We start from the raw sequence: 25,765 nt of genomic DNA, 5'->3' as shown, positions 1-25,765 counted from the left end.
ACGTGAGGATGAGGGCGTCGGTTCCCACCCGACCCAAAAGGCGTGGCACCGTACGACGCCGGGCGCAGGGCTGCGTTGACGTTTCCTCCGGCACACCGTCAGGCGGGTGCCTGGACAGGCGGTGGCTGTCCGGGGCAGCGGGCGTCCATGTGTTACTTCCTGGCAGAGAGAACCGACGATGATCGCGACACTAGGCCGGACAGCGGGACGCGGCCGGGCGCACCCACACGATCTTGACGGCCGCGTTTGGTTCCTTCACGTCTTCATGACGTGTGCCGACATCGTCGCCGCGTGCCCAGTCGCGGACCTCAGGCCTCCGCGGTGGGTTCGCCGAGAGAGTGACGAGCGAGCAACGTCGCGCCCGCGACCGCGGCCGGGGTGAAGAACACCGCACCAAGCGGGATCAGGAACACGACGAACACAGCCACCCCGAAGCCCAGTGCGAGCGGCCGAACGCTCCGCAACGCCTGGCGACGTTCGGCAAGCCGCAGCCCACGTCGGTAGAACGCGGCACTCACCAACTCCAGCGCCAGGAACCAACCGCCCACGGCGGCACCGACGACCGGCACGACGGTCTGTCCCACCACCGGCAGGAAGCCGGCCACGAACAACGGGATGCCCACGAGGACCGACACCGCGACCAGGCGGGCCGAGTCGGCCACGCTTCGCGCCAGCGACCGTGTCCACGGGACCTCGACAGCGTTCGGCACGCCGCCGTGCGACTCCTCCACCTGTTCGGAGATCTTCTCGTAGAAGGGATCGCCGACGGCGAGTGTCACCGCGGTGAACGTCAGCACGCCCACCAGGGCACCGACCCCGAGCATCGCGACCGCGGCGAACACCCGGATCGTGCCTCGGGCACCACCGGACCAGTCGTCCGCGAAGGGTGTGACGACGCTCGCGAGGTCGGCGACGAAGTAGGCAAGGGTCGCGAACGCCCCGACGAACAACACCCCCGTGATGAACGCGGGGAGGATGCCGAGCAGGACCAGCCCGGGACTTCCGGCGTAGGTCCTGACTCCGCGGATCAGCAGGCCGACTCCTGAGAGGAACTGTCCGGCGTAGTGGCTGGCCGAGGTGGTGACCGTGCGGGCGTTCACGATCGGTAAGCCTACGGGCAGGGGTCTGGATCGGCGGAGTCCGTCCGGGCCGTGCCGTTGCCGCGGCTCCTCACGCGCGAAATTGGGATGAAGACCGTGCGTGAGGTGGCCAGGATGGAGGCATGCTGGTCGATCACTTTCCACTCCTCGGACTGCGGCTCCGGACGCCGCGACTCGAACTCCGTCTTCCCGACACGGAGGAACTCGCCGCCCTCGCGGACCTCGCGGCCAAGGGCATCCACGCCCCGGACACCATGCCGTTCTTCGTGCCTTGGACGGACCAGCCGCCGGCGGACGTCGCCCGAAGCGTCGTTCAGCATCACTGGCTGCGGCTCGGCACCTGGACACCGGAACACTGGTCGCTCAACCTCACCGTCTTCCGTGCCGGCGACGTCGTGGGGATGCAGAGCATCGGCGCACGCGACCTCGCCGTCAGTCGTGAGGGTGCACACGGGTTCGTGGTTGGGACTGCGTCACCAGGGTCAGGGGATCGGTACGGAGATGCGGGCGGCTGTCCTGCGGCTGGCCTTCGACGGCCTGGGCGCGGAGCACGCCACCTCCGGTGCGTTCGAGCACAACCTGAGGTCCAGCGGAGTCTCCCGCAAGCTCGGCTACGAGCCGGACGGCATCCACCGCCGGGTGGTCCGCGACGCCATGTCGGTCGAGCACCGGCTGCGCCTGACCCGCGCCAACTGGGAGCGACACCGCACCACGGCGGTCACCATCGAAGGGCTCGCTCCGTGCCTGCCGCTGATGGGGGTCACCACGGGGTGATGCGGTGCACGCCTGCGATGTCACCGGACAGGGCGGCGCGCGTGTCCCTGGTGAAGTCGTCGGCGAGCACCTCGTCCGCGTCGTTCTCCAGCGCCGCCATCGTCTGAGCCGCGACGCTGTCGGCGCTGATCTTCGGCGCGTCCGTCCACGCGCTGAAGTCGGTGTCGACGAAGCCTGCATGGACGCCCACCACGAGGGTGCCCTGGTCGCGGAGTATGGCCCGCATCGAGTTGGTGAGGGACCAGCCCGCCGCCTTGGACGCGGAGTACCCCGGCGCGATGTCCAGCGCCCACCACGACGCGACCGACAGGACGTTGATGATGGCTCCCCCACCGTTGGCGGCCAGGATCGGTGCGAACGCTCGGGAGACCGTCCAGGTTCCGAAGTAGTTGACCTCCATGGTCGCGCGCGCGTCGTCGAGCGAACCGCCCAGCACCTTCGTGCCTCCACCGCCCCGGCCGGCGTTGTTGACGAGGATCGACACGTCCGGGGCCGAGGTCGCCGCGGCGTCGATGCTGGCCTGGTCGGTGACGTCGACGCGCAGGGGCGTGAGCCGTGGATCGGTGACGGTCTGCGGAGAACGGACGGCCGCGTAGATCTTCCTGGCACCGCGTTCGAACAGCGCCCGACACAAAGCCGCCCCGATGCCTCGGTTGGCTCCGGTCACCAGCGCCACACTGCCCTCGAGTCGCATGTACGTCCTTGTTCCCCGTGGAGGCGGACCAAGACATCCGCGGGACCTGCCAGGGACACCGGGACCTGCGAGAGACCCCGGCACATGTTTCAGTCCTTGACCGCTCCCCCGAAGATTCCGGCAATCATGGAACGCTGCGAGAACAGGAAGATCACCGCGATCGGCAGGACGGTGACGACCCCTGCCAGGGCGATCTCCGGGCCGTAGATCGGTAGCTCGGACGCGAACACCGGGTGCACGCCGGGGGCGCTCTGGATGAGCGCGGCGAGCCCCACGGGCAGGTTGTACTTCTGGTCGTCGGTGAGCATGACGAAGGGAAGGAAGTAGTTGTTCCAGTTGGCGACGAACGCGAAGAACGCGACGAGGCTCACGATCGGACGCGCCAACGGAAGCGCGATCGACCAGAACAGCTGCCATTCCGAACACCCGTCCACCCGTCCGGCGTCGAGGAGCGCGACCGGCAGACTCGTGGCGTAGTAGATGTAGGTGAGGTAGACGCCGAACGGGAAGAACGCCATCGGCAGGATCACCGCCCAGGGAGTGTTGAGCAGCCGCATGCTGCTCACCTCGATGAAGAGCGGAAGCACCAGCGTCGAACCCGGAACGATCATGACGACCAGGGTCGTCAGGAGCAGGGCGTAGCGGCCCCGAAATCGCATGGTGGCCATCGCGTAGCCGGCGGGAATGCACGCCACCAGGGTGAGCAGTAGTCCGCCGACCGAGTAGACGACGGAGTTCCAGATCCAGGCCAGCAGTTCGCCGTCGTTGTAGGAGAGCAGGTGCCGCCAGGCGGTGACCAGGTTGTCCACGGATCCGAACGCGAGCGGAAAACCGGTCAGCAGGTCGTCGTTCGTGCGGGTGGCGGCGAGCAGCAGCCACACCAGCGGTACGCCGAAGAAGATCATGAAACCGACGAGGACGACGATCCGCGCGGTGCGCGTGGCCACCGCGACCGCGGGACGAGCCTCGCGAGCCGGTCGCGCGTCCGTTCGCGGATCCGGCCGCGTCCCCATCTGAGCAACCATGAGCGAACCCTCCTGGGCCGGCGTCAACGCACGTCGAAGAACTTCGTCCGGAAGATCAGCAGGCACGCCCCGAGCAGGCCGATGACCAGCAGGAGCATCGAGATGGCCGCAGCGGCCCCGAAGTTGCCGATGTTGAAGGCGAAGTCGTACGCCAACAGGTTCGGCGACCACGTCGGGCTGACCACTCCAGGGCCGGCGGCACGGCCGATGAGTTGAGGTTCGACGAACAACTGGGTTCCGCCGGCGAAGCTCAACACCAGCATGTACACGACGTACTTCTGGATCAGCGGAAGCTTGATGTGCCACGCCTGCCGGGCGTTGCACCCGTCGATCCTCGCCGCCTCGACGATCTCCCGATCGATGTTCTGGAACGCGCCGAAGATGATGACGATCCAGCCACCGGCTCCGATCGAGAACGCCATCAGGGCGATGGAGAACGCCAGGTTGGAGCCGTCCACCGCCTCCCGAAGGGTTTCGATCCCGAACAGACGGAGCAACGGTCCGAACGGGCTCACCGTCGGATCGAGGACGAACAGCCACAACACTACGGCGGCCGATCCGGTGACCGCGCCCGGCAGGAAGTAGACGAGCCGGGCGAGGGCGGACATGCGTCCTGGGCGCTGGTGCAGGAGGAGGGCGAGACCGAGGACCGCGACGGTCATGAACGGCAGCCAGATCAGCAGGTAGAGGGCGACGTTCCCGAAGGCGGGCGCGAACCTGAAGTCCCGGAAGGCGACCAGGTAGTTCTCCACCCCGTGGAAGCTCAGGCCCGGGACGAACGGGTCGTCGAAGCTGATCAGGACCGAGTACAGCGAGGGCAGGATGCCGAACGCGAGCAGCAGCAGCACGTACGGCAGGACGAAGAGATAGGGCGCGAGTCCGTGCCGGCGCGCTCCTGCGGCACGGCTCCTGGCGGGTGCCGCCGTCGCGGACCTCGCCACCGTGGACGTCGACATGGCCGGCTCCTATCTCACGACGGTGTAGCCGTAGGCCTGCGCGAGTTGGGTCAGGTGCGATTCGTAGGTGGCGAAACCCGAGTCGATGGCGTGCCCGCGAATGACCGGTCCCACCACGTCGGTCTCGAACAACGCCGGAGCGTCGTAGCGAACACTGTCGAAGATCGGATCGATCAGGCCCGCGGCCCTTCGCATCACCGGATAGGGATTCGTCGCGAAGAAGTCGCCGTCGCTGAGGTGTTCGGCCCAGGCGTCGGCGGCCGGCATGTAGGCGGGAAACGTCGGACCCGTGCCCTGGTACTCGGTCGCCGTACTCATCCACACCGCGAGATCGACCGCCGCCCGCACGTTCTTCGTGTGTCGGGAGACCATCCAGGCGGCGCCACCGTGTGCACCGGTGCGGATCTCGCGCTCGGACTCCCATCGCAGCGGCATGGCGGCGGCGAGCTGGCCGGGCGGTGTCTTGTAGACCTCACGGAAGACGTACTCCGCGAACCACGAAGCGGCCGGCAGCATCAGGACCTTGTTGGTGGTGCCGTACTTCTGCACGAACGACGCGTCGAGTGGGTTGACGGTCGTGACGACTCCTGCCTCGACGAGCGGTTCGAACAATCTCGCGACCAGGGTGCATTCGGGTTTGTCGAGGTTGATTCGGACCTTGTCCCGGCCGACGATCTGGGCGACGGGACACCTGCTCGGCCAGAAGTACATGGTGAGCGCCTGCGCGTCGCCGAACGCCCCGTGACGTAACCCGGGTGTTCCTTCGCCACCCGGAGCCCCAGCTTTTGGTATTCCTCCCAGGTGGTCGGAACCTCGTAGCCGAACTTCGCCATCAGATCGGCGTTGTACCAGAGCATTCCCTGCGCCAGGTCGTTACGGAGACAGACCAGCTTGCCATCGACCTCACACGAGGAGAGCGAACCCGGAAAGAAACCGTCCAGCACCTTCGCCGACACGTACGGGCGCAGGTCGAGCGGATAGTCGTGCACGCGGTCCGCCGTCCGCGCCACGATGTTGGGTTCGGCGAAGAAGACGTCCGGCCAGCCACCGTCGGCCGCGTAGTTGTCCAGGAGAACCCTGGTCGGTATGGCGCTCCGGTCGGCGAACACCTGGATCCGCAGCGGTACGTCGGGATGCAGCTTCTGGTACTTCTGCACACCCTCGAGCCGGGTGGAGTCGACCACGACGACAAGTGGTTGGCGTCCGGCGGCGGCCGGACCACCGCACGACGCGAGTGCGACGGCCAGCAACGCGAGCGCGAGGATGGCCAAACGCCGACCTCGCCCCGGTGCCCTTCGCATGGCGTTACCAAGCACTTCGGATCCTTCCGGACCACGCCGTGCGCCATGAATTGCACCGAAATTGGCACCGCCCAAGGAGGTAAACAATGCTCGCTGCCGTCCGTCGACGTCAGTCGCCCTTTACGGCCACGGACGGGTGGGCAGGAGAAATCCAGACCGTCCCGATTCGGCGGGCGGATCGTCAGCGGGATCGCGAGAAGCGCTGCCTTCTGCGGGGGCGGTCGTCGTCCTCGTCCTGGTCCCGGTCACCGTCACGCGCGTCGGCGCGGTGACGCTCGTCGGCGGGAGCGGACTCGTCCCGGTCGAACTCGTCGCGACCAGCCTCGTCCTGATCGAAGTCGTCCCGTTCGGCTTCGGCGTCGCGGTCGGCCTCGTCGTACTCGACGTTGTGGGCGGTCTCGATCGGTTGACGTTCGTCCGACGTTGGCGACGAACTGCCGAGTTCACGCACCCCCTGCCCCGCACCTCGGCCGAGTTCCTCGACACCCTTGCCGATGGGCGTGGTGAGGCTGGTCACGATCTCGGGATTGCTCTCGATGGTCTCCAGTACGCGGTCCACGATCTCCGCCACCTTGTCGAGCTTCACCTTGAGCATCGCCTGCGCGTGGACGTTCTCTATCTCCAGGTCCACCCGTCCCAGCGTGACCTTCGCACCGACGTGCAGCTCCACAACGTCGAGAACCCTCGCGTGCAGGTCCACGTCGGCCTCCAGGTCCTCGACGTTCAGGCTGATCCTGTCCACGCCGAGGTCCGGCACACTGAGCAGCACGTCGGGGTCCTGGTTCGAGCCGAGCCAGTCCTGCGCGGTCGCGTCCTCGAGTGCCGGCGAGCGGTTCGTACCGCCCTCCTTCACTCTGCGCTCCCCACGTTCGGAACGCTCGGGCGCCGCCCGCTCCTGACCACGGGAGTCCGGCTCAGTTTCCTCGGGGCGTTGTCGAGGGACTCTGGAACTCTCTGGCATCTCTTGCCCACGTCCTGATCGTGGGCGGGAGCGACGTCACGCAGGATGTCGCCTCGCCGCCCGATACGGCACCAACGACCTTTTCCTCAACGCTTGCGCCGCCCCGCAGCCCTCACAAGAGACAGACGTCCCGTGCAGGTGCGGTCGGGCTGCCTGCCGCGGTCGAGGTACCGAGCCCCGTCACCGCCCAGACCCCGTGATCATGAACGATTCCGGGCTCCACGTGCCCCCGATCCTTCATGATCACGGAACGCGACGTCAGCGCAGGCTGGCGTGCGGCTCCGGCGGCCCACCGAGGGTGGAGCGCAGTGACACGGGTGCGGCGCCGTCGATGTCGGTGACGCCGAGCGTCGCGCCGATCTCGGCGCCGATCAGCGTTCGGCCCGAGTACGTCATGAGATCCGGAAGGGCGTAGAGAGCCGCGATCACCCGACCGGTGAACTCCGGCGACTCCCGCCGGGTCGACGGCCTCGCCTCGGGCGGCACCGAGGCGAGGTGGGCGCGGGCGCGTTCGGTGTCGAGCCCACCCATCCAGATCGAGACGGCGGCGACGTTGTGGGGTCGGAGTTCCTTCGCCATGTCGGCCGCCATCTTGTCGGCGCCCGCCTTCTGCGCGCCGTAGGCGGGTCCGTGGTAGTAGGAGACCGCGCCGTAGTGACCAGTGTTGACGAGGAGACCGCGGCCGTTCGCGATCAGCAACGGCGCCGCGTGGTAGCTCGCCACGTAGTGCGACCGTAGCCCGACGGTGATCAGGTCGGCCGCCTCGAGCGGCCTCTCCCAGAACCCTCCGGGCTGCACCGACGGCACCTTCGCGGCGTTGTTGACGAGGATGTCCAGCCGGCCGTGGTCGTGCGCCACGCGGGCGAAGAGTTCCGCCGTGGCGGCGTCGTCGGCATGGTCGACCACGACGGGGATGCCTGTGCCACCGGCGCGGGTGATGAGATCCGCGGTCTCCGCGATGGTTCCGCCGTATGGCGAGTCGGCCGCCTGCTGGCTACGCCCCGTGACGTACACGGTCGCTCCGACCTGACCGAGTGCGACGGCGATGCCCTTGCCCGCACCGCGACTGGCTCCGGTCACCACGGCGACCCAGGCTGATGTGTCGTCCGACCCAGCCATGATGCTTCCTCACTCACTCCGCCCAGGGCTCTTGTTTGATGGAAATCGAACACCAGTGAGTGTACGATCGTGGTCGAACAAGTCAAGCTGGCAGACGGAGACGGAGGACCCACGATGGCCGAGGGGACGACTCGTCGCGGCAGATCCCTGGTTCACGCCGACCCGGCCGCCGTCCCCCTGCAGGACGCGCTGGACGCGCTCGCCGATCCGGTCCGGCGTTCGATCCTGCGCGAGCTCGCCGGCGAACCGGACTTCACCCGGTCGTGCGGAACCTTCGACCTGCCCGTGTCCAAGGCCACCGCGAGCCACCACTTCGCGGTCCTGCGAAGCGCCGGCCTCCTCGAGCAGGTGGACAAGGGGCCGCGCCGACTCAACCGGCTGCGACGAGCTGAGTTCGAGGCACGGTTCCCGGGCCTGCTCGCCCTGGTACTCGCCGAGGAACGGGCCGGGGACGCCTGACGCGAGCGGGCGTCAGTCCCGTTCCAGGATCCCGCGTCCGGCCTCGGCGGCACCGCCGGCGAGGTCGCCGAGGCCCGGCCACCCGCCGGTCTCGGCGAGGATCGCCTGGGCCACCTCGTCGACGCCACGCCCGTCGGTCTCGACACGGAGGTCGCCGAGGGCGGAGCGTTCCAGGGCCGCGGCGGTCGCGATCGCGTTGTCGGCGACCTGGTGCAGCCTCGCGGCGGGCAGTCCACGCAGCGGGTCTCCGGGAGCCGCCCAGCTGCGGCCCTGTCCCCGCAGCATGACCCGTTCCCTCAGCTGCTCCGGCCCGGCGTGCAACCGGCACACCGTGAACGTCGAGGCGGGCAACGCGTCGGTGTAGGACCGAACATCGGCCGGCCGGTCGACAGCACCGTTGACCACCAGGCAGCGGGCCCCGCTCGCGTGAAAGCTCTGCCAGACGGCGGCGAGGCTCCGCGCCTTGTGCCGGTGGTTTCCGGGATCATCAGCCGGGACCGGCCAACTGAACCCGATCTGCTCGAGGTCGACGAAGGCGGTGGTGACCCCGGTCCGCCTCACCGCCTCCGAGACCAGCCAGCCGACAGTCGATTTGCCGACACCCCTCGGCCCGCAGACCCACAGGACCGGCCCAGGTGCATCGTTCACCGTCGGCGCGGGCGCGAGCGCCCTCGCGGCATCACCGTCGGGGAGACTCGGCGCGGCGACGGGAACGAACAGCTCACCGGTCTGCTCACGGACGAGCCTCGTCACCTCGGCGACCGAGCGTCCGCTGGTCTCGACACACACGTCGGCGACGTCGTTGCGGTCCAACTCCTCGGCGTTGCGTACCGCCTCCTCCACCATCGGGCCGTGCTCTCCCCGTCGCGCGAGCCGCTCCCTCAGCTCGTCGGGCGCCACCCGAAGCCGACACAGCGTGACCGCGGCATCAGGGGTCCGGTCGGCATGGAGCCGGGCGCACGCGACGTCGGCCACGCCGGACACCACGACGCAGCGGGCACCTGAGTGCCGGAAGGACGCCACCATCGCGGCGAGGTTGTCGGCCTTCAGCACGTATCTGCCCGGGTCGCACGCCGGCTCGGGGTAACACATCCCGACCTGGTCGATGTCGACGTAGCCCGCCGGGACGCCGGCCCGGGTGAGGTCGGCGTAGATCTCCCAGGCGACTGTGGACTTGCCGACACCGGGCGGGCCGCACAACCACAGCACGGGGATCAGGTGGCCACTCATCCGCCGCAGCGTAGCCGTGTCCCGTCAGCGCTCTCACCTGCTTTACCGCGGATGGTGTGCGGCCGGCACGCCCTGCCGACGGGCCGACCTTCGCGCCCGCCGGGCGCGATCGGTCGACACCCTGGTAGAGACGTGACTCCACCTGTCCACGACCGACGAGTCTCAAGGAGCCGATCGACGTGTCCACGACCGAGCACCCGGCGGCGACGCGCGGGTCGTCCGCCGCGTCCTCCCGGACCTGGCTGCTGCTCACCATGTCCGTCGCTCTCGGCTTGGTCGGAGGGGTGCTCACGTCGTTCGGGCAGACGGTTCTGCCCGGCGGCTGGTCCGCGCTGGCCAACTCGGCCTCGACCTGGGTCACGATCGCCTTCCTGGTCGGCCTCGCAGCCGCGGGGCGGTGGCGAACGGCCGCCGTGGCCGGCCTGCTGACCCAGGCAGGTCTGGTCGTCGGCTACTACGCGGCCACGGAGGCGCGCGGGTACGCCGCCAGCATGACCGCGGTGATCATCTGGGTCGGCACCGGCGTCGTCGCGGGACCGGCCTACGGTCTGTCCGGCGCGCTGCTGCGTACACCTCGTCGGCCGATCCGGGTCGCGGCGGTGGGCATCACGGGCTCGGTATGGCTGTGTGAGGGACTCCGGTATCTCTGGCTCGCCACCGACGCGACCTCCCACAGCGGGCCGGGCACAACCGCCGGATGGTGCTACATCGCCGTCGGCGTCCTGCTTCCCGTCGTGCTGGCGCGTTCGATGCGAGACCGGTGCTGGGCGCTGCTCGCGCTGGCGGCCGGGGTCGGTGTCGCCGCCGCGGCCTTCGTCGTCGTCCAGGCGACGTTCCTGCACGTGTAGCGCGGCGGCCGACCCCACGGCCCCAGTCCGCGCCCGCGAGATTTGTGCGGGGGAGATATTCAGCGGGCGTTCAGGGACCTCTCAGGTGGCGGTGAGAGTCTGCGTGTGGGCCAGCCCCGGCAACCCGGTGCGGCAACCGGCTGGCGGGCCCACCAACTTCGTTGGAGGCGGTGTGGCGTGTCCACCGCCTCCACCCCAGTCGCTCTCAGTCGCTCGGGGGACGACGTTCCTCGTCACCGGCGGGGTTACGGACGAGCCAGGCGGCGGTGGCCGCCGCGAGCAGTGCCACACACACCGTGAAGACCAGACCGGCCGTACGGAGTCCGGTGGCCACGCCGAGCGCACCGATCCCCACGACCGGGATCGAGATGCCGACGTAGCACGCGACGAACAACGCTGAGGTGACCTCCGCGCGCTGGTCGGGCGGACTCCGCCGGCCAACGGCCGTCACCGCCGCGCGGAACGACAGTCCCTGCCCGCTACCGCTGATCACGCCGCCCAGCACCAGCAGGGCCAGGCTCGGGAGGAGCAGAGAGCAGAAGATGAGGACCATCCCGACCCCGAGCAGCACGGTTCCCCAGGGCAGCGCCCGTCGGACACCGACCTTCGTCATCGTCAGCTGACCGAGGGTCGACGCCATGAAGACGGAGAAGACGACCGCGCCCTGCACAGCCCGGTTGCCGATCCCCTCGACCTCATCGATGTAGGTCGGTGTGACGGCGGTGAACAGGCCGAACATCGCGAAACCCGCGAACCCCGCCAGGGCCGCGGGCACGAACGTGGGAAGTATCGACCGCGGGACTCGCAGCCGGCCCGGACGCATCGGCGCACCGTGCTGGACTCGGACGGTCTCCGGTATTCGCAGAATCCCGACGATGGCCACCGCCACGAGTGCGAGGTTCACCACGAAGACCAGACCGAGCGGGGCGGGGGCGTACTCCGACAGCAGCCCGGCGAGCAGCGGGCCGACGCCCAGGCCGCCCATGTTGGCGACCGTGGCGACCAACGTGGCCCGGCCGCGCAGTCGCTCCGGTGCGAGTTCGACGATGGCCACCGTGGCGGAGCCGGTGAAGAGGCCTGCGGACAGGCCCGACAGCACCCGGCCGGCGAACAGCGCCGGAAGTCCCCCTTCGAACAGGAAGCACAGGGCACTCGCCGCGGCCAGGACCAGACCGGCCACCAACACGGGCCGCCGGCCGATCGTGTCCGACAGCTGGCCGCACAGGAACAACGTCGCGATGACACCGACGGCGTACGCGGCGAAGATCACCGTGACGATCAGCGAGGAGAACCCGTACTGCGCCTGGTACAGCGTGTAGAGCGGCGTCGGAAGAGTGGTGCCGGACATGGCGACGGCGAACGCGTACGCGGCGATCGGCACCGCTGGACCCATGCCGCGTCGGCTTTCGATGTCGTCCCACTGCTGTCCGGCTGGTTGGCTGCTCAACCCCGCGCTCCCTGCCCGCTGCGGTTCCGCGGCCATGCCAGGCTTTCACATCCGCGCCGGGTGCGCGGGCGGACCGACGGGTGAGGCAAGGCGGCCTGGACACCGCGGCGAAAGCGGCCTTTCCGCGCGTACTCGGGCAAGACTCCGTTGACGCGGATCCGGCTGGTCGCGACCGGTCGATGTCCCTGGCGTTACTGCGCGGGGATCACGTTCGGTTGGTGAGTTTCGTCCCGCGAGACGGAGCGTGCGGGCACGTAGGGTCGAAGTCACCGGGAGATCTGATCCGGGAGGAGGCCACAACGATGGCAAAGGGCAGCACCACGCGTTCCGAACAGTCCCGAACCGACGTCCTCGGCGTACCCACCGATCTGAGTCACGGTGGTGTGGTGGAGATCTCGCGTGAACTACGCGTACTCCTCGCCGATGTCTTCGCGCTCTACATGAAGACGAAGAACTTCCACTGGCACATGACCGGCCGGCACTTCCGCGACTACCACCTGCTCCTCGACGAGCACGCCGACCAGATATTCGCGATGTCCGACGATATAGCCGAAAGAACACGGAAGATCGGTGGCACCACGCTTCGCTCGATCGGCGGTGTTTCACGGGAACAGCGGCTCAAGGACAACGACGAGGAGTTCGTCGCCCCGCGCGACATGATGAAGGAACTGCGGGACGACAACCGTCAGTTGACAATTTCCCTCCGCTCGGCGCACGAGATCTGCGACAAGTACAACGACGTCGCGACCGCCAGCCTGATCGAGAACTGGATCGACGAGAGCGAGCGCAGGACGTGGTTCCTCAACGAGGTCGTGACCGACGTCTGACCCGCGACGCTACGACACGGTCCCGAGGGCGCTACCCACGCCGCGCACGGTGATGACGACCCCGAGGACGATCACGACCAGCGAGGTGACGGTGGGCACGACACCCACCCAACGGGCCCTTCCGCGCGAGAGAAGCCACTGCTGGATGCGCTCACTGAGTCGCACGATCACAAGACCGGCGAGCATCAGGGTGAGGGCCATTCCGGCGCCGTAGGCGAGCACCAGCAGGACACCGAACCACGCGTGCCCGAGCGCGGCCGCTCCGAGCAGCACGACGATCGCCGAAGGGCTCGGAACCATCCCGCCGGCGATGCCCATCACGAGGATGCTGCCGTGGCCGTGGCCGTGTCCATGTCCATGCCCGTGGCCGTGCCTCCAGGCCGACCGAGCGCGCACGAGCAGCGTCACGCCGACGAGGACGACGAGGACGCCGCTCGCCGCGGCGAACCAGGGAAACAGGGACTCCGGCGCGACAGCCGTTCCGACGGTGACGATCAGCGCGAGCAGGAAGACGCCGGCGGTGTGCGTCACGGTGACCGTGGCTCCGAGCGCGAGCACCGCACGCAGCGAGTGCTCGCTGCGACCGGCGGCGTACGCGGCCATGATGGTCTTGCCGTGGCCCGGTGCCGCCGCGTGCGAGGCGCCCAGGGCGATGGCGGCGAGATGATGGCGGTCAGGCCGATCCCCAGGGTGAGGTCCTGCCGGGAGATCATCGACATGAAGCCGACGGTGAGCCGGTCGGCGCCCCTCGGGAGGACTGTTTCGAGGACGGAGTTCGCCGGTTGCTCCGGGGCGGGCTCGATCGAGGTGCGGCCACCGTCGGCTCGAATGGTCAGGTTCGCCGCCCGCTGGTTGAGCGGTGAGTCGAGGTTCGCCTCCGGATAGGTGAGCAACCGGTTGCTCACCGAATCTTCAGGCACGTCGGACGCGGCCAGACTCGCACCTTCGGCACGCGCGCTGATCTCCCGCCACGCGATCCCCTCGGTGCTGGCCCGGTCGACGAACACGAGCTGGGCCTCCGCACCGGCCGGCGGTATCGGGGCGGCGAAGGCGCACTCGAGGCGGAGAGTCCGCAGGCCGGCCTGGCCGTCCCGGGTCTGTGCCCGGGCGGTCTGGAGTGCGAAGCGGACGGGACGTTCGTCCAACCGTGCCTCGAGTTCCCTGGCCGCCGTACGGCAGCGCGGCGTGGCCCAGGTCGCGAGCTCCTCCTCGGCGAGGATCCCATTGTCGTTCGTGTCGACGGTCTTCTGCAGCTGGGTCGTGGGGATCTCGGCGAAGTCCTGCACGTGGTCGACCCGCAGCTGGTCCGGTGTGACGGTCAGTCCGTCGTACCGGTTGATGCTGAAGTTTCCCAGCGGATGCAGTGCCACCTGGTGCTTACCCGGTGAGTGGCCGCCGAGTGGCTGGGCCCAAGCGGTGCCCGCCGGAGCCAGGAGCACACCGAGTTGGACCAGGGCGAGCAGGGCGACGGCGACAAGGCCGGGGCCGGCGGTACGGCCGGGGAACGCGGATCGCATCGAGAGGCCTCATCGGGTCGGTCGGTGCTGTCTCCCGTGATCATCGACCCGCTGGGCAAACGTGACGCGACCGTACGCGTTCACGCTGTCGAACTTCGCCCTGGCCACAGGCCCGTGCACCCCGACCGACCGGCCGAAACCGGCCTGCCGGCCGGCGACTCCCCCGGCGTCTGTGGAAGATCCAGGCCTCACCAGCGACTCGCGACAAGTTCCCCCATCGCCACGAGACGGGACATACGACGTGCCCTTGGGACCTTGGCCGCGGGATTCGAGGACCCTTGCGGGCTCATCGTGGTCACCTGACCGCGCCATGGTGGCCGTGGAGTGGACGTCTGGGCGCCGTCGAGGACGTGGCCCGGCATCGCGATCGTGTCGCGCGGCCTTGGGGGTGCGCTGTGGACCAGAGCCCGATCGTGGTCGGCGTCGACGGCTCGGCCGCCAGCGCGGCCGCGCTGCGCTGGGGCGTGGCCGAGGCGGAGCGTCTCAGGTTGCCGGTCGAGGCCGTCTTCGCGGTCCCCGAAGAACGGCGGGACGAAGGGGAGATCGACCCGGACGCGCTGCTGACCGCCCTGATCCAGACCGCCGTTCCTCCGACGTGGCGCCGCCGCCAGCCGCTCTCACATCGGGTGTCGCGCGGCGAGCCGGCCTCCGTCCTCACCGAGCAGTCGCGCCGGGCGAGCTTCCTGGTACTCGGTCGACGCCGTGGCCGGGATCCGTTGCGCACCTCGACGACATCACGGTGCCTCCGCAACGCCGCCTGTCCGGTCGCGGTCGTACCCGCGAACATCCCCGAGCTGGGAGTCCCCACGGCCGGCGAGTCCTCGGCACAGGCGTACGGCGGCGTCGGGGACCGCCCGGTCGGCGACGTGATGACGCCCAACGTGCCGGGGGTCGATGCCGGCTCCGGCGTCGACGTCGCCCTGCGACTGATGGTCGGGGCCGGCGTCCACCATCTCCCGGTGATGGAGCACGACCACTGTGTGGGTCTGTTGTCCGAGACCGACGCGGTATGGCACCTCGCGAGCTGGTCCGTTCACGACAGGCCGCCCACCGCCCGTGATCTCGTTCGCGAACCTCCTCCCGTCGTCCCGTCCGACCACACCGTCAGGGAGGCGGCCACCGCACTCCTCCTGAGCGGCGGCGACGCCGTTCTGGTGGCGGACGAGGGCCGCATCGTCGGGCTCCTGACCTCCGACGAGGTGGCGACTCTCCTGGCGGAGGAACCAACCGAGCCCGAAGCGCAGAAGGCACCGCGCTCGCCGGCGACACCGAGCCCGCCCGCACCCGAAGGAGATGATCGCGATGCGCGATGAGCACGACGCCGCCATCGTCGTGGGGGTCGACGGTTCGGCCGGTGCTCAGCGGGCCCTGGACTGGGCGGTGGGGCTCGCGGAACGCACGGGGTCCACCGTGCACGCCGTGTCGGCCTGCGTGTTCATCCCCACGCCGCGCTCCCTGGCGGTGCCCTCGCACTACGTGGACCCCGATGCCGACGCGCTCGGACACGAGCACGTGCTCAGACGCGCCGTTTCGCAGGCGGACCCTGGTGCCCGCGGCGTGCGGGTGGAGGCCAGCGTCGCTCACGGTGAGCCCGGCCGGGTGCTGTGCGCCCTCTCCGCGGGGGCGTCGGCGCTCGTCGTCGGCAGCAACGGACGCAGCGCGGTGCTCGCCGCCCTGCTCGGTTCCGTGAGCACCTACTGCGTACGCAACGCGAAATGCCCCGTCTTCGTGATCCCGCCGGCTGCCGGTGAGAAGGTCCGGCAACCGGTCGGTACGACCTGGACGGCCACCGGTCGCACCGGGTAGCCGCGGCGTCAGCCGGTTGTCGGGCCGGTCCGCGTACTGGCCCGCACGAGGCCGCACTCGTAGGCGAACACGATGGCCTGGACGCGGTCGCGCAGGCTGAGCTTGGTCAGGATGCGGCTGACGTGGCCCTTGACGGTTCCCTCGGTCAGGTGGAGGGCACCCGCGATCTCGGCATTGGACAGGCCGCGGGCGATGAGTTCGAGCACCTCGCGTTCGCGCTCGGTGAGGACGCGCAGTTCGACGTCGGTGAGCGGCAGCGGGCTGTCGTTGGTTCCGATGTGACGCTCGATCAGCCTCCTGGTGACGGCCGGGGCGACGATCGCGTCGCCTCTCGCGACCGCCCGGATCGCCGAGAGCAGGTCGGGCGCGAGCGTGTCCTTCAGGATGAAGCCGCTGGCCCCGGCCCGGAGCGCGGTGTAGACGTACTCGTCCAGGTCGAACGTCGTGAGGACCAGGATCCTCGGTCCGTCCGGCTGGGCGGCGCGGATGCGACGCGTGGCCTCCACACCGTCGATGTCGGGCATCCGGATGTCCATCAGCACCACGTCCGGCGCGACCTGCGCCGCCATGGTCGTCGCCTCGGCGCCGTCGGCGGCCTCGCCCACCACGTCCATGTCGTCGGTGTTCTCGAGGATCATCCGGACGCCGGCGCGAAGCAGCGCCTGGTCGTCGACGAGGAGGACCCGGATCATGCGACCGCCTCCTCGGCGATGGGAAGCCGGGCACGTACGACGAAGCCGCCCCGCGGACCTGGGGCGGCGTCCAGGTCGCCGCGCAGGAACTCTACGCGTTCGCGCATGCCGCGAAGGCCGTTGCCGACACCGTCGGGTGCCGGCGTCGTGGCACCGTTGTCGCTGATCTCGAGCCGCAGATCCCTCGCGCCGTAGGCGAGCATGACCTGGGCGCAGGCGCCCGGTCCGGCGTGCTTCATGGTGTTGGTCAGCGCCTCCTGGATGATCCGGTACGACGACAGGTCGACGGTGGCGGGCAGAACTCCTGGCGTGCCCTCGACGTGGAAGAGAACGGTGGTTCCGGCCTGGCGTACCTGGTCGATGAGATGGGGCAGCCGGTCCAGCCCGGGTACGGGATGTGTCCCGTCGACCGAGCCGACGGCCGTGAGCACCTGGCGCATGTCGGCGAGGGACGCCCGGCCGGTCTCGACGATGGTGGCCAGGGCGGCGAGGGTGTCCGCGGGGCGCTTCTCGAACGCCGCGGCTCCGCCTTGGGCCTGCATGACGATCACCGACAGACCGTGGGCGACGACGTCGTGCAGCTCCCGGGAGATCCGGCTGCGTTCGGCCGCCGCGGCGAGGGCGGCCTGCTGGTCGCGTTCGCGTTCGAGGTCGCGTGCCCGTGCTCTGAGCTCGTCGAGGTACGCACGACGACTCTGGGCGCCCGAGCCGATGGCCCAGCCGGCGACCAGAACGGAGCCGAGGATGGGCAGCGCACCCCGGCCGACCGATTCGGGCTGATCAGGCGCTGGCCTCGGAGGGCGAGGAGGCGGCACCGGCGCGGGCGGTCGCGGCTCCGCTTCGGCCCTCAGCGGGGGCGGTGGCCCAGGCAGGACGGGCGCCGACGGGCCGGCGGGCCTGACCACGGCACCGGCGAAGACGCCCCAGCCGATCGCCACGAGGAGCGCCCCTCCCAGAACGGCGAGGGAGACGGTTCGTCGGTAGCGAAGGGAGACGGTGTAGAGGGCGAGTGGTGCGGCGAGGCAGGCCACCGCCGGTCCCGAGACGTGCGACAGTTGGACGAGCGTCGCGACCAGGGCGGCCGCGAGCGACGGGATGGGCCAGCGCCGGCGAGTCAGGACCGTGAGCACGCAGACCCCGGTCGCCACCCACCAGAACCCCGGCAACGACGGATTCCTCACAGCTGCCGTGGCGGCGAGCAGGAGGACAGCGAGGCCGGCGTCCATCACCATCGGTCGGCGCGACCAGGCCAGGAGCGCGGCGGCGTGGTGTCTCGTGCTGTCCATGTCCGCTGCAGCCTATTCGTCGTAGAGCCGCCTCGGCTCTGTCCACGGTCATGGTCGTGACCATGACCGTGGACAGGTGTCGACCACCTCCTGGCCGCCCTTGTGGTCCTGAGGTCATGAGCGGAGTCACGGCCTCGGGCAGACGCGGAGGGAGCCCCCCGTCGCGCACTCTGAACCGCATGAACCTACGAAGACTCCTGGCCTGGACGGCGGCTCCGTTGGCCGTCGTCGGGTCGACCCTCACACCAGGCGGCACAGCAACCGCGACAACCACCGCGTCCACGACGTCCACCGCTTCCGCCACGACCGCCGCGTCCACCGCGTCCACCAGCCAAACCCTGCGGCACGCGAGGATCGACTGGCACGCCTGCCCCGACTACTCCGACGACGTACTGGACTGGATCGGGTTCCCCGACCACGCGTGGTTCAAGGCGGCGATGAACCGCGCGGACTGCGGCACGCTCGACGTTCCACTGGACTACGCCGACCCCTCCGGCCGGTGGATCAGCGTCGCGCTGACGAGACTGCCGGCCACCGACAAGGCGCATCGCCTGGGCAGCCTCGCGCTCAACCCCGGCGGTCCGGGTGGCAGCGGGTATCTGATGCCGTTCCGGTTCGCACAGCCGGATCGTCCGACGGCGGATCTGAACAAGCAGTACGACCTGATCGGCTTCGACCCGCGCGGAGTCGGCTCAAGCACCACCGTCGACTGCGCCGAGGACGGCGTCGGCGCTCCGCCGACGATCACCGAGGCGGAGGCGAGGCGGGTCTACGCGCAGCTGGTACGCGTGAACCAGGAATGCGCCTCGACCGACCCCGAGTTCATCGGGCAGCTCACGACACAGAACATCGCCCGCGACCTCGACCGGATCCGGACCGGCCTGGGTGAACGACGGTTGAGCTACTACGGCGTGTCCTGGGGCAGCTGGCTCGGGCCCGTGTACCGGAACCTCTTTCCCAGCAAGGTCGGCCGCATGTGGGTGGACAGCGTTGCCCCGCCGGATCCGAGGCTGGACACCTTCGTGGCGGAGCGGGCCGCGGCCACCGAGAGGGACTTCTCCCGGATGGCCACCTGGATGGCGCGCTTCGACGACACCTACGGCTTCGGCACGACCGGTAGTCAGGTCAAGGCATCCTTGACGGCGCTGCAAAGGGACCTTGACGCTCATCCCAAGGAGTTCACCGGAATCCCCGTGGTCTTCGACGGATCCGTCGTCGCACTCGCTGGGTCCCAACCGTCCCCGGTCTGGCCGCAGGCCGCGCAGGTGTTCGCCGAGCTGCGGGACGCGACCGGCCCGATCGCACCACCGGAAGTCGCGGAGGTCTTCGGCGGTGAACCCATGGAGCCGCCGGCAGGGCTTCCCGCGAGAAGCAATCCCACGGCGAACCAGGCGATCTTCTGCAACGGCGACGGCGGCGCGCGCGACTTCGAGTCCGCCTGGGATGCCTACCAGGAGCGCCTGCGGCGTCTCCCGATCACCGGCCGGCTGAGCTCGTTCCTGCCTCCGTGCGCGGGCTGGCCGCTGCCGGTGCAGGAGGTGCGGCTGCGGTTCAACCGTGCCCCACTCGTCCTGTCCGGACACCGCTACGAGTCGGTCTCGGTCTACCGGTGGACCCATGACATGAAGGCCGCGGTCGGCGGGACGACGTTCACCGTCGAGGACGACGTGCACGGCTCCGTCATCGACGCGCCCGACTGCGCCGCACACGTCGTCGCCTACTTCAGGACCGGAAAGCCCGGGGCGAGTGGGTGTCAGGGCGTTCCGGTGCCGACTGGACCTGACGCCGGACCGCCGGCCGGGCCGCAGGTGGCGCAGGCCGGACGGTCGATGACCCTGACGCCGGGTTGGTCGGTTGAACGCCTGCCGTTCGACTGATGCCCTAGCTGTAGCGCCCCTCCGGCGATGAGATCCCGGAGAGCAAAGACAGCGAGGGAGGGCCGCCCACCTGGGTCGCCCTCCCTCCTTCTGGCCTCCCGCCGCACGTCCTTCGTGCCGTCGTCGCCCCGACGGCGGTAGTCAGGTCGTGTCCTAGGCCGAGCCGGCGACCCCGACGAGATGGCCCTCCGGGTCGGTGAAGTGACCGACCACGAGCCCGCTCGGAGCCCGCACCGGGCCCATCCGGCGCGTTCCACCGAGGCGCTCCGCCTCCCGCAGCGCGGCCTCCACGTCAGGGACGCCGACGTAGAAGATGGCGTGTCCCTCATAGGCCGGACCACCGCCGACACCGCCCGGAATGCCGGTGCCGTCACTGGTCGTGACGCGTTCGACGAAGCCGTAGTTGTCCGGCTCGGAGACCTCCTCCGCGACCGGCGAACTCGTGTCGAACTCCCACCCGAACAGGGTGCCGTAGTAACCCCGGAGCTTCTCCGGGTTCCGACCGATGACCTCGAAGTGCACGACGGGGTGTCGCATGGCTGGTCCTTTCCGCGCCGACCGACGAAACTCCTCCGAGCCCGTCGCGACGCCTCACCAGGGACGACGGGGCAGCGGATCCGGTTTCGACATACCCGCGGCGAAACTTCGAATCAGGGATCCACCGACCGACCCGCGCTCGGCGAGGCGGCACCGCGCTGTGACCGGGGCCACAGTCCGGCCTTCCACCGCGCGTACCTCTCGGGTAGGCAGACGCCGCACGGCCGGTATCCGGCGGCGATCGCGGTCGCCTCGTCGGCGAAGAACACCCGGCTGCGTGTGTAGCCGCCGCGGGCACGGGCACGGAGCGCCGACGGGCAGTCCAGCCGACCGTAGATCCGCGATCCGCGGTGGCCACCGAGTTCGCCGGGGACGTCTGACCGGTAGGGCCGACCGTCCGGGCCGACCAGCGTGTAGGCCCGGACGCCCCCGTCGTCGGTCCCGGTGCGCACCATGGCGATCAGGCGGCGTCGTGGAAGACCAGCGCGAGCGTGTGGCGTTGCCCGGAGCGGATGGCGGAGACGCCGTGGCGGACCGGGGCCGCCGACCAGCCACGTCGGGACTCGACCGGTCGGTCGCGGGTGGTGAAGAGGTAACCATGACCGTGAGGCAGGAGCGTCGCGGTGCCCCGGGACTGGGCGCGGGGCCGCTGCTCGAGCAGCAGGAACTCCCCACCGGTGTGGTCCACGCCCGGCTCGTTGAGGTTGATCACGACCTGCAGCGGAAAGACGAGGTCACCGTAGAGGTCGCGGTGCAGCGCGTTCCAGTCCCGCTCGCCGTACTTCAACAGGATCGCCGTCGACTTCGTCTGTCCGGCCCGGTGACAACACTCCAGCCACTCGTCGAGGGTGTCCGGCCACGGGGTCGGCCGGCCCAGCTTCGTCCACCAGTCGCGCGCGATCGGCAACAGCCGCGGGTACAGCGCCTGCTTGAGCCGCTCGATCGGCTCGGGGTAGGGCGCGTTGAAGTAGCGGTACTCGCCCTCCCCGAAGCGATGCCGGCCCATGTCGACGGTGGTCCGGAACACGTCGTGGGTGTCGCCGTAGAGGTCGCGGACCTCTCGCGTCCCGTCGGCGGACAGGAGCCTCGGCAGGAGGGCACCGCCGTACTCGTTGATCTCCTCGGTGATGGCCGCCCAGTCTCCGGACCCGACCCGGTCCCTCCACACGTCGGTGGCTGGGTCGGTTGCTTCGGACTTCCTCGTACCGCGTTTCACGTTCAGAACAGCCTTTCCGCCTTCGCCCGCGATGGTTCCTCGAGATCGAGGAGGAGCTTCTTCCGCCGGAGCCCTCCCGCGTAACCGGTCAACTTGCCGTCCCTGCCGACGACCCGGTGGCAGGGCACGATCACGCTCAGCGGGTTGTGCCCCACGGCCCGCCCGACCTCCTGCGCGAGCGACCGGTCGCCCAGCTTCTCCGCGAGTGCGCCGTACGTCGTCGTCCGGCCGTACGGGATCTCCTCCAGCAGGGCCCACACCCGCTTCTGGAACTCGTCCCCCGCCGCCGTGATCGGGACGTCGAACGACGTACGCCGGCCGGCGAGGTAGTCCTCGAGTTCGGCGGCGGTCGCGGTGAACAGCGGATCGGTGTCGGGCTCGACGTAGGCGCCAAGGCTCTCTTGCGGCGGTTTGTACCAGTGGTGACGGAAGTACAGTCCGGCGAGCCTGCCCTCGTCCGCGACCAGGGTGATCTCTCCGAGCTCCGTCTCGATCAGGGTGTGACGTGTGGCCATGACTCGCCCTCGCTCTCGTCTCTCCCCCTGCAGACGCTCGGGCGGGCCGGTTCGTGAGGTCGATGACGGAAGGTCAGCGCATGACCTGCAGCCAGGACATGCCATGGGTCGCCACGCACGTCCGATCCGGGCGGTCCACGACGACCATGAGCACGTTGTCGCAGCGTCGACAACGCACGACCAGCCCCATCGGGTCCTCGTAGACCATCGCGCAGGCCAACGCGGAGACGTCGCCGCAGGACGCGCAGCGTACGAGCGCGGTGGTCGGGTCGAAGGCGAACACCTCCGTCAGTGGACCGGCGAGCACGTTGCCGTCGAGGTGGCCGTTCATCACGTCCCTCCGAACCGTTCGGTCTTGACGCGTTGCGGATCGTGGCCGAGGTCGACGAGCGCGCGGGCGACGGTCTCCACGAAGCCGGTCGGCCCGCACACGTACATGGCGGGCTCGTCGGTGGGCGGGAACGTGGAGGTGGCGAGGTCGGTCGCGGTGAGGCGTCGGGGCGCGTGTTCCCACCCCGCGGGTACCTCGCGCGTGTAGTGCCAGGTGACGTCGACTCCGGCCGGCGGAGCCAACAGCGCCTCCCTGAAGAAGGCGTCCTCCGGTGTGCGCAGTGAGTACAGCAGCCGGAACGGCGCGGTGCTTCCTGTCGCGTGGTGTGACCGGATCATCGCCATCAGCGGGACGATGCCCGAGCCCCCCGCGACGAGTTGTACCGGCTCCCTCTGGTCAGGGCGCCAGACGAACCATCCGCCGAGTGGTCCACGCACCTCGAGCTCGTCCCCCACCATGACCTCGTCGACGAGGTACGGCGACACCTCGCCGTCTGGGAGTCTGTCGACCGCGAGCTCGATCCGGTCGCCGGTGCCGACCGAGGCGACCGAGTAGGAACGCACCGCCTGGTAGCCGTCCGCCGCCGTGAGTCGGACGTCGGCATGCTGACCGGCGATGTTGCCACCCCAGCCGGGCACGTCGAGCATGATGCTGCGCGCGGACTTCGTGAGCGTTCGAGTCTCCGCCACCACACCCAGCTTCCAGGCGCCGACGCTGTCCCCCCGGCTCATGAGTAGCGCTGCTCGAGCCAGGGATCCCCGTAGTTGTTGTAGCCGTTCTGCTCCCAGAAGCCGGGCTCCTCATCGGCCGTCATGACCAGCCCGTGGATCCATTTCGCGCTCTTCCAGAAGTAGAGGTGCGGGATGAGCAGGCGAGCCGGGCCACCATGCTCCGGCTCCAGGTCCTCGCCGTCGAACTCGAAGGCGATCCAGGCCTTGCCGTCCTGAAGATCCTCGAGCGGCACGTTGGTGGTGTAGCCACCGTAGGAGTGGGCCATCACGAAGTCGGCCTCCGTCTCGACCCGCTCGAACAGCGTGTCCAGGGAGACGCCCCGCCAGTCCGTGCCGAGTTTGGACCAGCGCGTCACGCAGTGAATGTCCCTGGTGACGTCCTCGATCGGCAGGGCGTGCAGCTGCTCCCAGCTCCACGTGTGCACGTCGCCGGACTCGGTCCGGATGAAGAACTCCCAGTCGGCGGTGTCGATGTCGGGCGTCGGCCCGGCCGAGAGAACGGGAAAGTCCTCCGTGAGGTACTGCCCCGGAGGAAGGTCCAGGGCATGATCACGTCTGCGTCCGCCGAATCCACGGGTGACCGGCACGGTGCACTCCCTCCTCCGATCAGGTTCACGATGTCCGTCCACCGTGTGCCTGTCTCCGATTCGACCACGCCGCGAGCTGCCCGGCGCACCCGGTGCGGAGGAGGAGTGGTACGTCGGCTTCACACCCTTACGTGACAATCCGCCCTTGCCGATGGATTCGTCCGGTCGATTCGCCCGGTCGGTGGCGATGCGGGTTCTGGCTACGGCGTGGTCCTGGCGCTAGAGGGAAGTCCGCGCCGCACCAGGTCTGCCACGAACCTGCGCACCAGCGCATCCGAGGGCGCCCCGACAATCGCCACCACGTCCCGTCGAACACGGGGCCGCAGGGGGCGCACGGTCCCGGCGGGGCGCGTGGCCAGGGCGGAGACCGGGACGATGCTGACCCCCATCCCGGCGGCCGCGAGCTGTGCCGCGGTCCGCGGACTGCGGGTTCGCAGCACCGGAGTCAGCGTGACCCCGTGGCGGGCCACGAACTGGTCGACCCACAGCGCGAGACCGTTGTCCCGGTCATAGTGGACGAAAGGCTCACCGGTGAGGTCGGCGACGGCCACCGACCTCTGGTCGGCGAAGTGGTGGGCGGCGGCCGCCACCACGACCATCTCCTCCTGCCCCAGCAGTTCGACGTGAGCGTCGGTGGCGGTGGGCCGTGGACCCACGACCAGATCCGTTCCGCCGGCCGCGAGCACGTCGGCCATGACGTCGGCGCTGGTGAACTCCGCGAGATCGAGCTGAACGTCCGGGCGCCGCGACCTCCACTGCCGGAGTACGGGGACGAGCAGCCAGGCCGTCATCGTCTCGGCACAGGCGAGGCGAAGGCGGCCGCCGGCGCCCACGCCCACGCGGCGGCCCACGCGCACGGCCCGGTCGGCCGCCTCCAGCGCGACCCGCGCCTCCTCCGCCACCGCGCGACCGGCGGCAGTCACGCGGACGCCGCGGGTGAGCCGCTCCACCACCGGCGTGCCCAGCTCGCGCTCCAACGCCGCGATCTGGTGGGAAAGCGCCGGTTGCGACATGTGCAGTGCCGCTGCCGCACCGGTCACCGAACCGGCCTCGACCAAGGCCACCAGACACTCCAGCGTGCGTAGCGTCGTCATTCGCGAAATCTATCTGAGAGCACCGAACGTTTCATGCGATCGAGTCCCCGTTTCCGCTCCCGAGCTGTCTAGCATTTCGGCGTTGACGTACGGAAGGAGGAACCATGAACCCGTCGATCCAATCGCTGCAAGATCGCACTGTCGTCGTCATCGGGCGCGGGAGCGGGATCGCCCGCGCCATCACCGACGCGTCGCGGGCAGCCGGCGCCCGGGTCGTGGTCGCCGGACGTGACCGTCCCGCCCTCGCCTGGGCCTACGACGACCCGGACATCCGGGCCGAGGAGGTCGACCTGAACGACGAGGTGAGCATCGCCTCACTCGCGCAGCGGCTCGGCGCCGTCGATCATGTGGTGTCGACCGCCTCCGCACGCGCCCGCGGTCACGTCCGCGATCTGGACCGCGAGGCACTCCGCCGATCCTTCGACACGAAGGTCATCGGACCGATCATGATGGCCAAGCACTTCACCCCCCACATCGGTGTCGGCGGATCGCTCGTCCTCTTCTCGGGGGTTGCCGCCTTCAAACCGACGGTCGGCTACCTGGGGGTCGCCGTCACCAACGGAGCGGTCGACTTCCTCACCCGGTCCCTGGCGCTGGAACTCGCCCCAGTCCGGGTGAACACGGTCTCGCCGGGCGTGGTCGACACCGGCGCCTGGGACGGTCTGGGCGAGCAGGGCAAGCGGGACTACTTCGAGAGTCAGCGGGAGCGAAATCCGGTGCGCCGCATCGGAACGGTCGAGGACATCGCTACGGCCGTGTTGTTCGCCATGACCAACACCTTCATGACCGGCGCGACGCTACGCATCGACGGCGGCGAGCCGCTCACCTGACCAGG

At 69.5% G+C, this 25,765-nt stretch carries 30 protein-coding genes and 1 pseudogene; 8 read left to right on the top strand and 23 right to left on the bottom strand.

Features of this window, described 5'->3' with window-relative positions:
• Nucleotides 1–308: 308 nt before the first annotated feature.
• Together HEB94_RS29355 and HEB94_RS49585 are read right to left on the bottom strand one after the other, a co-directional pair.
• Nucleotides 309–1,100 carry an EI24 domain-containing protein gene (locus HEB94_RS29355; RefSeq protein WP_192752878.1) on the bottom strand — a complete coding sequence of 264 codons (792 nt, stop codon included), beginning with the start codon at nucleotides 1,098–1,100 and terminating at the stop codon, nucleotides 309–311.
• Nucleotides 1,101–1,111: 11 nt separating this feature from the next.
• On the bottom strand, nucleotides 1,112–1,342 hold the full coding sequence (locus HEB94_RS49585; RefSeq protein ID WP_202896622.1) for a hypothetical protein: 231 nt from the start codon (nucleotides 1,340–1,342) through the stop codon (nucleotides 1,112–1,114).
• Nucleotides 1,343–1,544: 202 nt separating this feature from the next.
• Here HEB94_RS49585 and HEB94_RS49580 point away from each other — a divergent pair, with 202 nt between their 5' ends.
• On the top strand, nucleotides 1,545–1,874 hold the full coding sequence (locus HEB94_RS49580) for a GNAT family N-acetyltransferase (protein WP_202896621.1): 330 nt from the start codon (nucleotides 1,545–1,547) through the stop codon (nucleotides 1,872–1,874).
• Here the strand turns inward: HEB94_RS49580 and HEB94_RS29345 are convergent.
• The 7 genes and pseudogenes from HEB94_RS29345 to HEB94_RS29315 form a co-directional block, all read right to left on the bottom strand.
• On the bottom strand, nucleotides 1,861–2,568 hold the full coding sequence (locus tag HEB94_RS29345; RefSeq protein WP_192752877.1) for an SDR family oxidoreductase: 708 nt from the start codon (nucleotides 2,566–2,568) through the stop codon (nucleotides 1,861–1,863). The genes HEB94_RS49580 and HEB94_RS29345 overlap by 14 nt on opposite strands.
• Before the next feature lie 89 nt (nucleotides 2,569–2,657).
• Nucleotides 2,658–3,581 carry a carbohydrate ABC transporter permease gene (locus HEB94_RS29340; RefSeq protein ID WP_192752876.1) on the bottom strand — a complete coding sequence of 308 codons (924 nt, stop codon included), beginning with the start codon at nucleotides 3,579–3,581 and terminating at the stop codon, nucleotides 2,658–2,660.
• Nucleotides 3,582–3,616: 35 nt separating this feature from the next.
• Entirely contained in the window at nucleotides 3,617–4,549 is a 933-nt protein-coding gene (locus tag HEB94_RS29335; RefSeq protein WP_192752875.1) for a carbohydrate ABC transporter permease, read from the bottom strand.
• A 9-nt stretch (nucleotides 4,550–4,558) separates the two neighbouring features.
• Complete coding sequence (locus HEB94_RS29330; RefSeq protein ID WP_238361671.1) at nucleotides 4,559–5,260, bottom strand: type 2 periplasmic-binding domain-containing protein; 702 nt, start codon at nucleotides 5,258–5,260, stop codon at nucleotides 4,559–4,561.
• Between the two features lie 47 nt (nucleotides 5,261–5,307).
• A pseudogene (locus tag HEB94_RS54840) lies at nucleotides 5,308–5,850 on the bottom strand (extracellular solute-binding protein); the annotation flags it as partial.
• A gap of 181 nt (nucleotides 5,851–6,031) precedes the next feature.
• Nucleotides 6,032–6,703, bottom strand: coding sequence for a hypothetical protein (locus tag HEB94_RS29320; RefSeq protein WP_192752872.1), 672 nt, complete (start codon nucleotides 6,701–6,703; stop codon nucleotides 6,032–6,034).
• Nucleotides 6,704–7,069: 366 nt separating this feature from the next.
• Nucleotides 7,070–7,930 carry an SDR family NAD(P)-dependent oxidoreductase gene (locus HEB94_RS29315; RefSeq protein WP_192752871.1) on the bottom strand — a complete coding sequence of 287 codons (861 nt, stop codon included), beginning with the start codon at nucleotides 7,928–7,930 and terminating at the stop codon, nucleotides 7,070–7,072.
• A 114-nt stretch (nucleotides 7,931–8,044) separates the two neighbouring features.
• On the opposite strand from HEB94_RS29315, the gene HEB94_RS29310 reads away from it, so the two are divergent.
• The gene (locus tag HEB94_RS29310; protein WP_192752870.1) at nucleotides 8,045–8,389 is read left to right on the top strand and encodes an ArsR/SmtB family transcription factor; all 345 of its coding nucleotides are present in this window, start codon (nucleotides 8,045–8,047) and stop codon (nucleotides 8,387–8,389) included.
• A 12-nt stretch (nucleotides 8,390–8,401) separates the two neighbouring features.
• Here HEB94_RS29310 and HEB94_RS29305 read toward each other — a convergent pair whose 3' ends face one another.
• Nucleotides 8,402–9,619: an AAA family ATPase gene (locus HEB94_RS29305; RefSeq protein ID WP_192752869.1), complete on the bottom strand. Its 1,218-nt coding sequence runs from the start codon at nucleotides 9,617–9,619 to the stop codon at nucleotides 8,402–8,404.
• Between the two features lie 179 nt (nucleotides 9,620–9,798).
• Between HEB94_RS29305 and HEB94_RS29300 the strand changes: the two genes are divergently transcribed.
• Nucleotides 9,799–10,467: a DUF6518 family protein gene (locus HEB94_RS29300; RefSeq protein ID WP_192752868.1), complete on the top strand. Its 669-nt coding sequence runs from the start codon at nucleotides 9,799–9,801 to the stop codon at nucleotides 10,465–10,467.
• A 205-nt stretch (nucleotides 10,468–10,672) separates the two neighbouring features.
• Here HEB94_RS29300 and HEB94_RS29295 read toward each other — a convergent pair whose 3' ends face one another.
• The gene (locus HEB94_RS29295; protein WP_202896620.1) at nucleotides 10,673–11,914 is read right to left on the bottom strand and encodes an MFS transporter; all 1,242 of its coding nucleotides are present in this window, start codon (nucleotides 11,912–11,914) and stop codon (nucleotides 10,673–10,675) included.
• A 302-nt stretch (nucleotides 11,915–12,216) separates the two neighbouring features.
• On the opposite strand from HEB94_RS29295, the gene HEB94_RS29290 reads away from it, so the two are divergent.
• Nucleotides 12,217–12,741, top strand: coding sequence for a Dps family protein (locus tag HEB94_RS29290; RefSeq protein ID WP_192752867.1), 525 nt, complete (start codon nucleotides 12,217–12,219; stop codon nucleotides 12,739–12,741).
• Nucleotides 12,742–12,750: 9 nt separating this feature from the next.
• On the opposite strand, the gene HEB94_RS49575 is transcribed toward HEB94_RS29290, so the two are convergent.
• Together HEB94_RS49575 and HEB94_RS29285 are read right to left on the bottom strand one after the other, a co-directional pair.
• The gene (locus HEB94_RS49575; RefSeq protein WP_238361670.1) at nucleotides 12,751–13,299 is read right to left on the bottom strand and encodes a sulfite exporter TauE/SafE family protein; all 549 of its coding nucleotides are present in this window, start codon (nucleotides 13,297–13,299) and stop codon (nucleotides 12,751–12,753) included.
• Nucleotides 13,269–14,258, bottom strand: coding sequence for a hypothetical protein (locus HEB94_RS29285; protein ID WP_202896618.1), 990 nt, complete (start codon nucleotides 14,256–14,258; stop codon nucleotides 13,269–13,271). The genes HEB94_RS49575 and HEB94_RS29285 overlap by 31 nt, the downstream gene beginning before the upstream one ends.
• 395 nt (nucleotides 14,259–14,653) lie before the next feature.
• Here HEB94_RS29285 and HEB94_RS29280 point away from each other — a divergent pair, with 395 nt between their 5' ends.
• The gene (locus tag HEB94_RS29280; protein WP_192752866.1) at nucleotides 14,654–15,571 is read left to right on the top strand and encodes a CBS domain-containing protein; all 918 of its coding nucleotides are present in this window, start codon (nucleotides 14,654–14,656) and stop codon (nucleotides 15,569–15,571) included.
• Nucleotides 15,561–16,064 (top strand): universal stress protein, encoded by a 504-nt coding sequence (locus tag HEB94_RS29275; protein ID WP_192752865.1) that lies wholly within the window; start codon nucleotides 15,561–15,563, stop codon nucleotides 16,062–16,064. Before HEB94_RS29280 ends, HEB94_RS29275 begins: the two co-directional genes overlap by 11 nt.
• Before the next feature lie 8 nt (nucleotides 16,065–16,072).
• On the opposite strand, the gene HEB94_RS29270 is transcribed toward HEB94_RS29275, so the two are convergent.
• Complete coding sequence (locus HEB94_RS29270) at nucleotides 16,073–16,756, bottom strand: response regulator (protein ID WP_192752864.1); 684 nt, start codon at nucleotides 16,754–16,756, stop codon at nucleotides 16,073–16,075.
• Nucleotides 16,753–18,042, bottom strand: coding sequence for a sensor histidine kinase (locus HEB94_RS29265; RefSeq protein ID WP_202896617.1), 1,290 nt, complete (start codon nucleotides 18,040–18,042; stop codon nucleotides 16,753–16,755). The genes HEB94_RS29270 and HEB94_RS29265 overlap by 4 nt, the downstream gene beginning before the upstream one ends.
• Before the next feature lie 179 nt (nucleotides 18,043–18,221).
• Here HEB94_RS29265 and HEB94_RS29260 point away from each other — a divergent pair, with 179 nt between their 5' ends.
• Nucleotides 18,222–19,919 carry an alpha/beta fold hydrolase gene (locus HEB94_RS29260; RefSeq protein WP_192752863.1) on the top strand — a complete coding sequence of 566 codons (1,698 nt, stop codon included), beginning with the start codon at nucleotides 18,222–18,224 and terminating at the stop codon, nucleotides 19,917–19,919.
• 153 nt (nucleotides 19,920–20,072) lie between these two features.
• On the opposite strand, the gene HEB94_RS29255 is transcribed toward HEB94_RS29260, so the two are convergent.
• From HEB94_RS29255 to HEB94_RS29220, 8 genes are all read right to left on the bottom strand, one after another.
• The gene (locus tag HEB94_RS29255) at nucleotides 20,073–20,456 is read right to left on the bottom strand and encodes a VOC family protein (protein WP_192752862.1); all 384 of its coding nucleotides are present in this window, start codon (nucleotides 20,454–20,456) and stop codon (nucleotides 20,073–20,075) included.
• 113 nt (nucleotides 20,457–20,569) lie between these two features.
• Complete coding sequence (locus HEB94_RS29250) at nucleotides 20,570–20,911, bottom strand: Ada metal-binding domain-containing protein (protein ID WP_192752861.1); 342 nt, start codon at nucleotides 20,909–20,911, stop codon at nucleotides 20,570–20,572.
• Nucleotides 20,912–20,916: 5 nt separating this feature from the next.
• Entirely contained in the window at nucleotides 20,917–21,672 is a 756-nt protein-coding gene (locus tag HEB94_RS29245; protein ID WP_337918039.1) for a 2OG-Fe(II) oxygenase, read from the bottom strand.
• A 2-nt stretch (nucleotides 21,673–21,674) separates the two neighbouring features.
• On the bottom strand, nucleotides 21,675–22,187 hold the full coding sequence (locus HEB94_RS29240; RefSeq protein WP_192752860.1) for a methylated-DNA--[protein]-cysteine S-methyltransferase: 513 nt from the start codon (nucleotides 22,185–22,187) through the stop codon (nucleotides 21,675–21,677).
• 73 nt (nucleotides 22,188–22,260) lie between these two features.
• On the bottom strand, nucleotides 22,261–22,518 hold the full coding sequence (locus tag HEB94_RS29235) for a DUF6510 family protein (protein WP_192752859.1): 258 nt from the start codon (nucleotides 22,516–22,518) through the stop codon (nucleotides 22,261–22,263).
• Nucleotides 22,518–23,249 carry a ferredoxin reductase gene (locus HEB94_RS29230; RefSeq protein ID WP_192752858.1) on the bottom strand — a complete coding sequence of 244 codons (732 nt, stop codon included), beginning with the start codon at nucleotides 23,247–23,249 and terminating at the stop codon, nucleotides 22,518–22,520. Before HEB94_RS29230 ends, HEB94_RS29235 begins: the two co-directional genes overlap by 1 nt.
• Nucleotides 23,246–23,836 (bottom strand): molybdopterin-dependent oxidoreductase, encoded by a 591-nt coding sequence (locus HEB94_RS29225; protein ID WP_192752857.1) that lies wholly within the window; start codon nucleotides 23,834–23,836, stop codon nucleotides 23,246–23,248. The genes HEB94_RS29230 and HEB94_RS29225 overlap by 4 nt, the downstream gene beginning before the upstream one ends.
• Before the next feature lie 200 nt (nucleotides 23,837–24,036).
• Entirely contained in the window at nucleotides 24,037–24,930 is an 894-nt protein-coding gene (locus HEB94_RS29220) for a LysR family transcriptional regulator (protein WP_192752856.1), read from the bottom strand.
• A 104-nt stretch (nucleotides 24,931–25,034) separates the two neighbouring features.
• On the opposite strand from HEB94_RS29220, the gene HEB94_RS29215 reads away from it, so the two are divergent.
• Nucleotides 25,035–25,760: an SDR family oxidoreductase gene (locus tag HEB94_RS29215; protein WP_192752855.1), complete on the top strand. Its 726-nt coding sequence runs from the start codon at nucleotides 25,035–25,037 to the stop codon at nucleotides 25,758–25,760.
• Nucleotides 25,761–25,765 lie beyond the last annotated feature (5 nt).

Origin of the sequence: Actinopolymorpha pittospori (assembly GCF_014873875.1) — a bacterium.
In the GTDB taxonomy this organism is placed as follows: domain Bacteria; phylum Actinomycetota; class Actinomycetes; order Propionibacteriales; family Actinopolymorphaceae; genus Actinopolymorpha; species Actinopolymorpha pittospori.
This window is presented reverse-complemented; position numbering and strand designations above follow the sequence as displayed.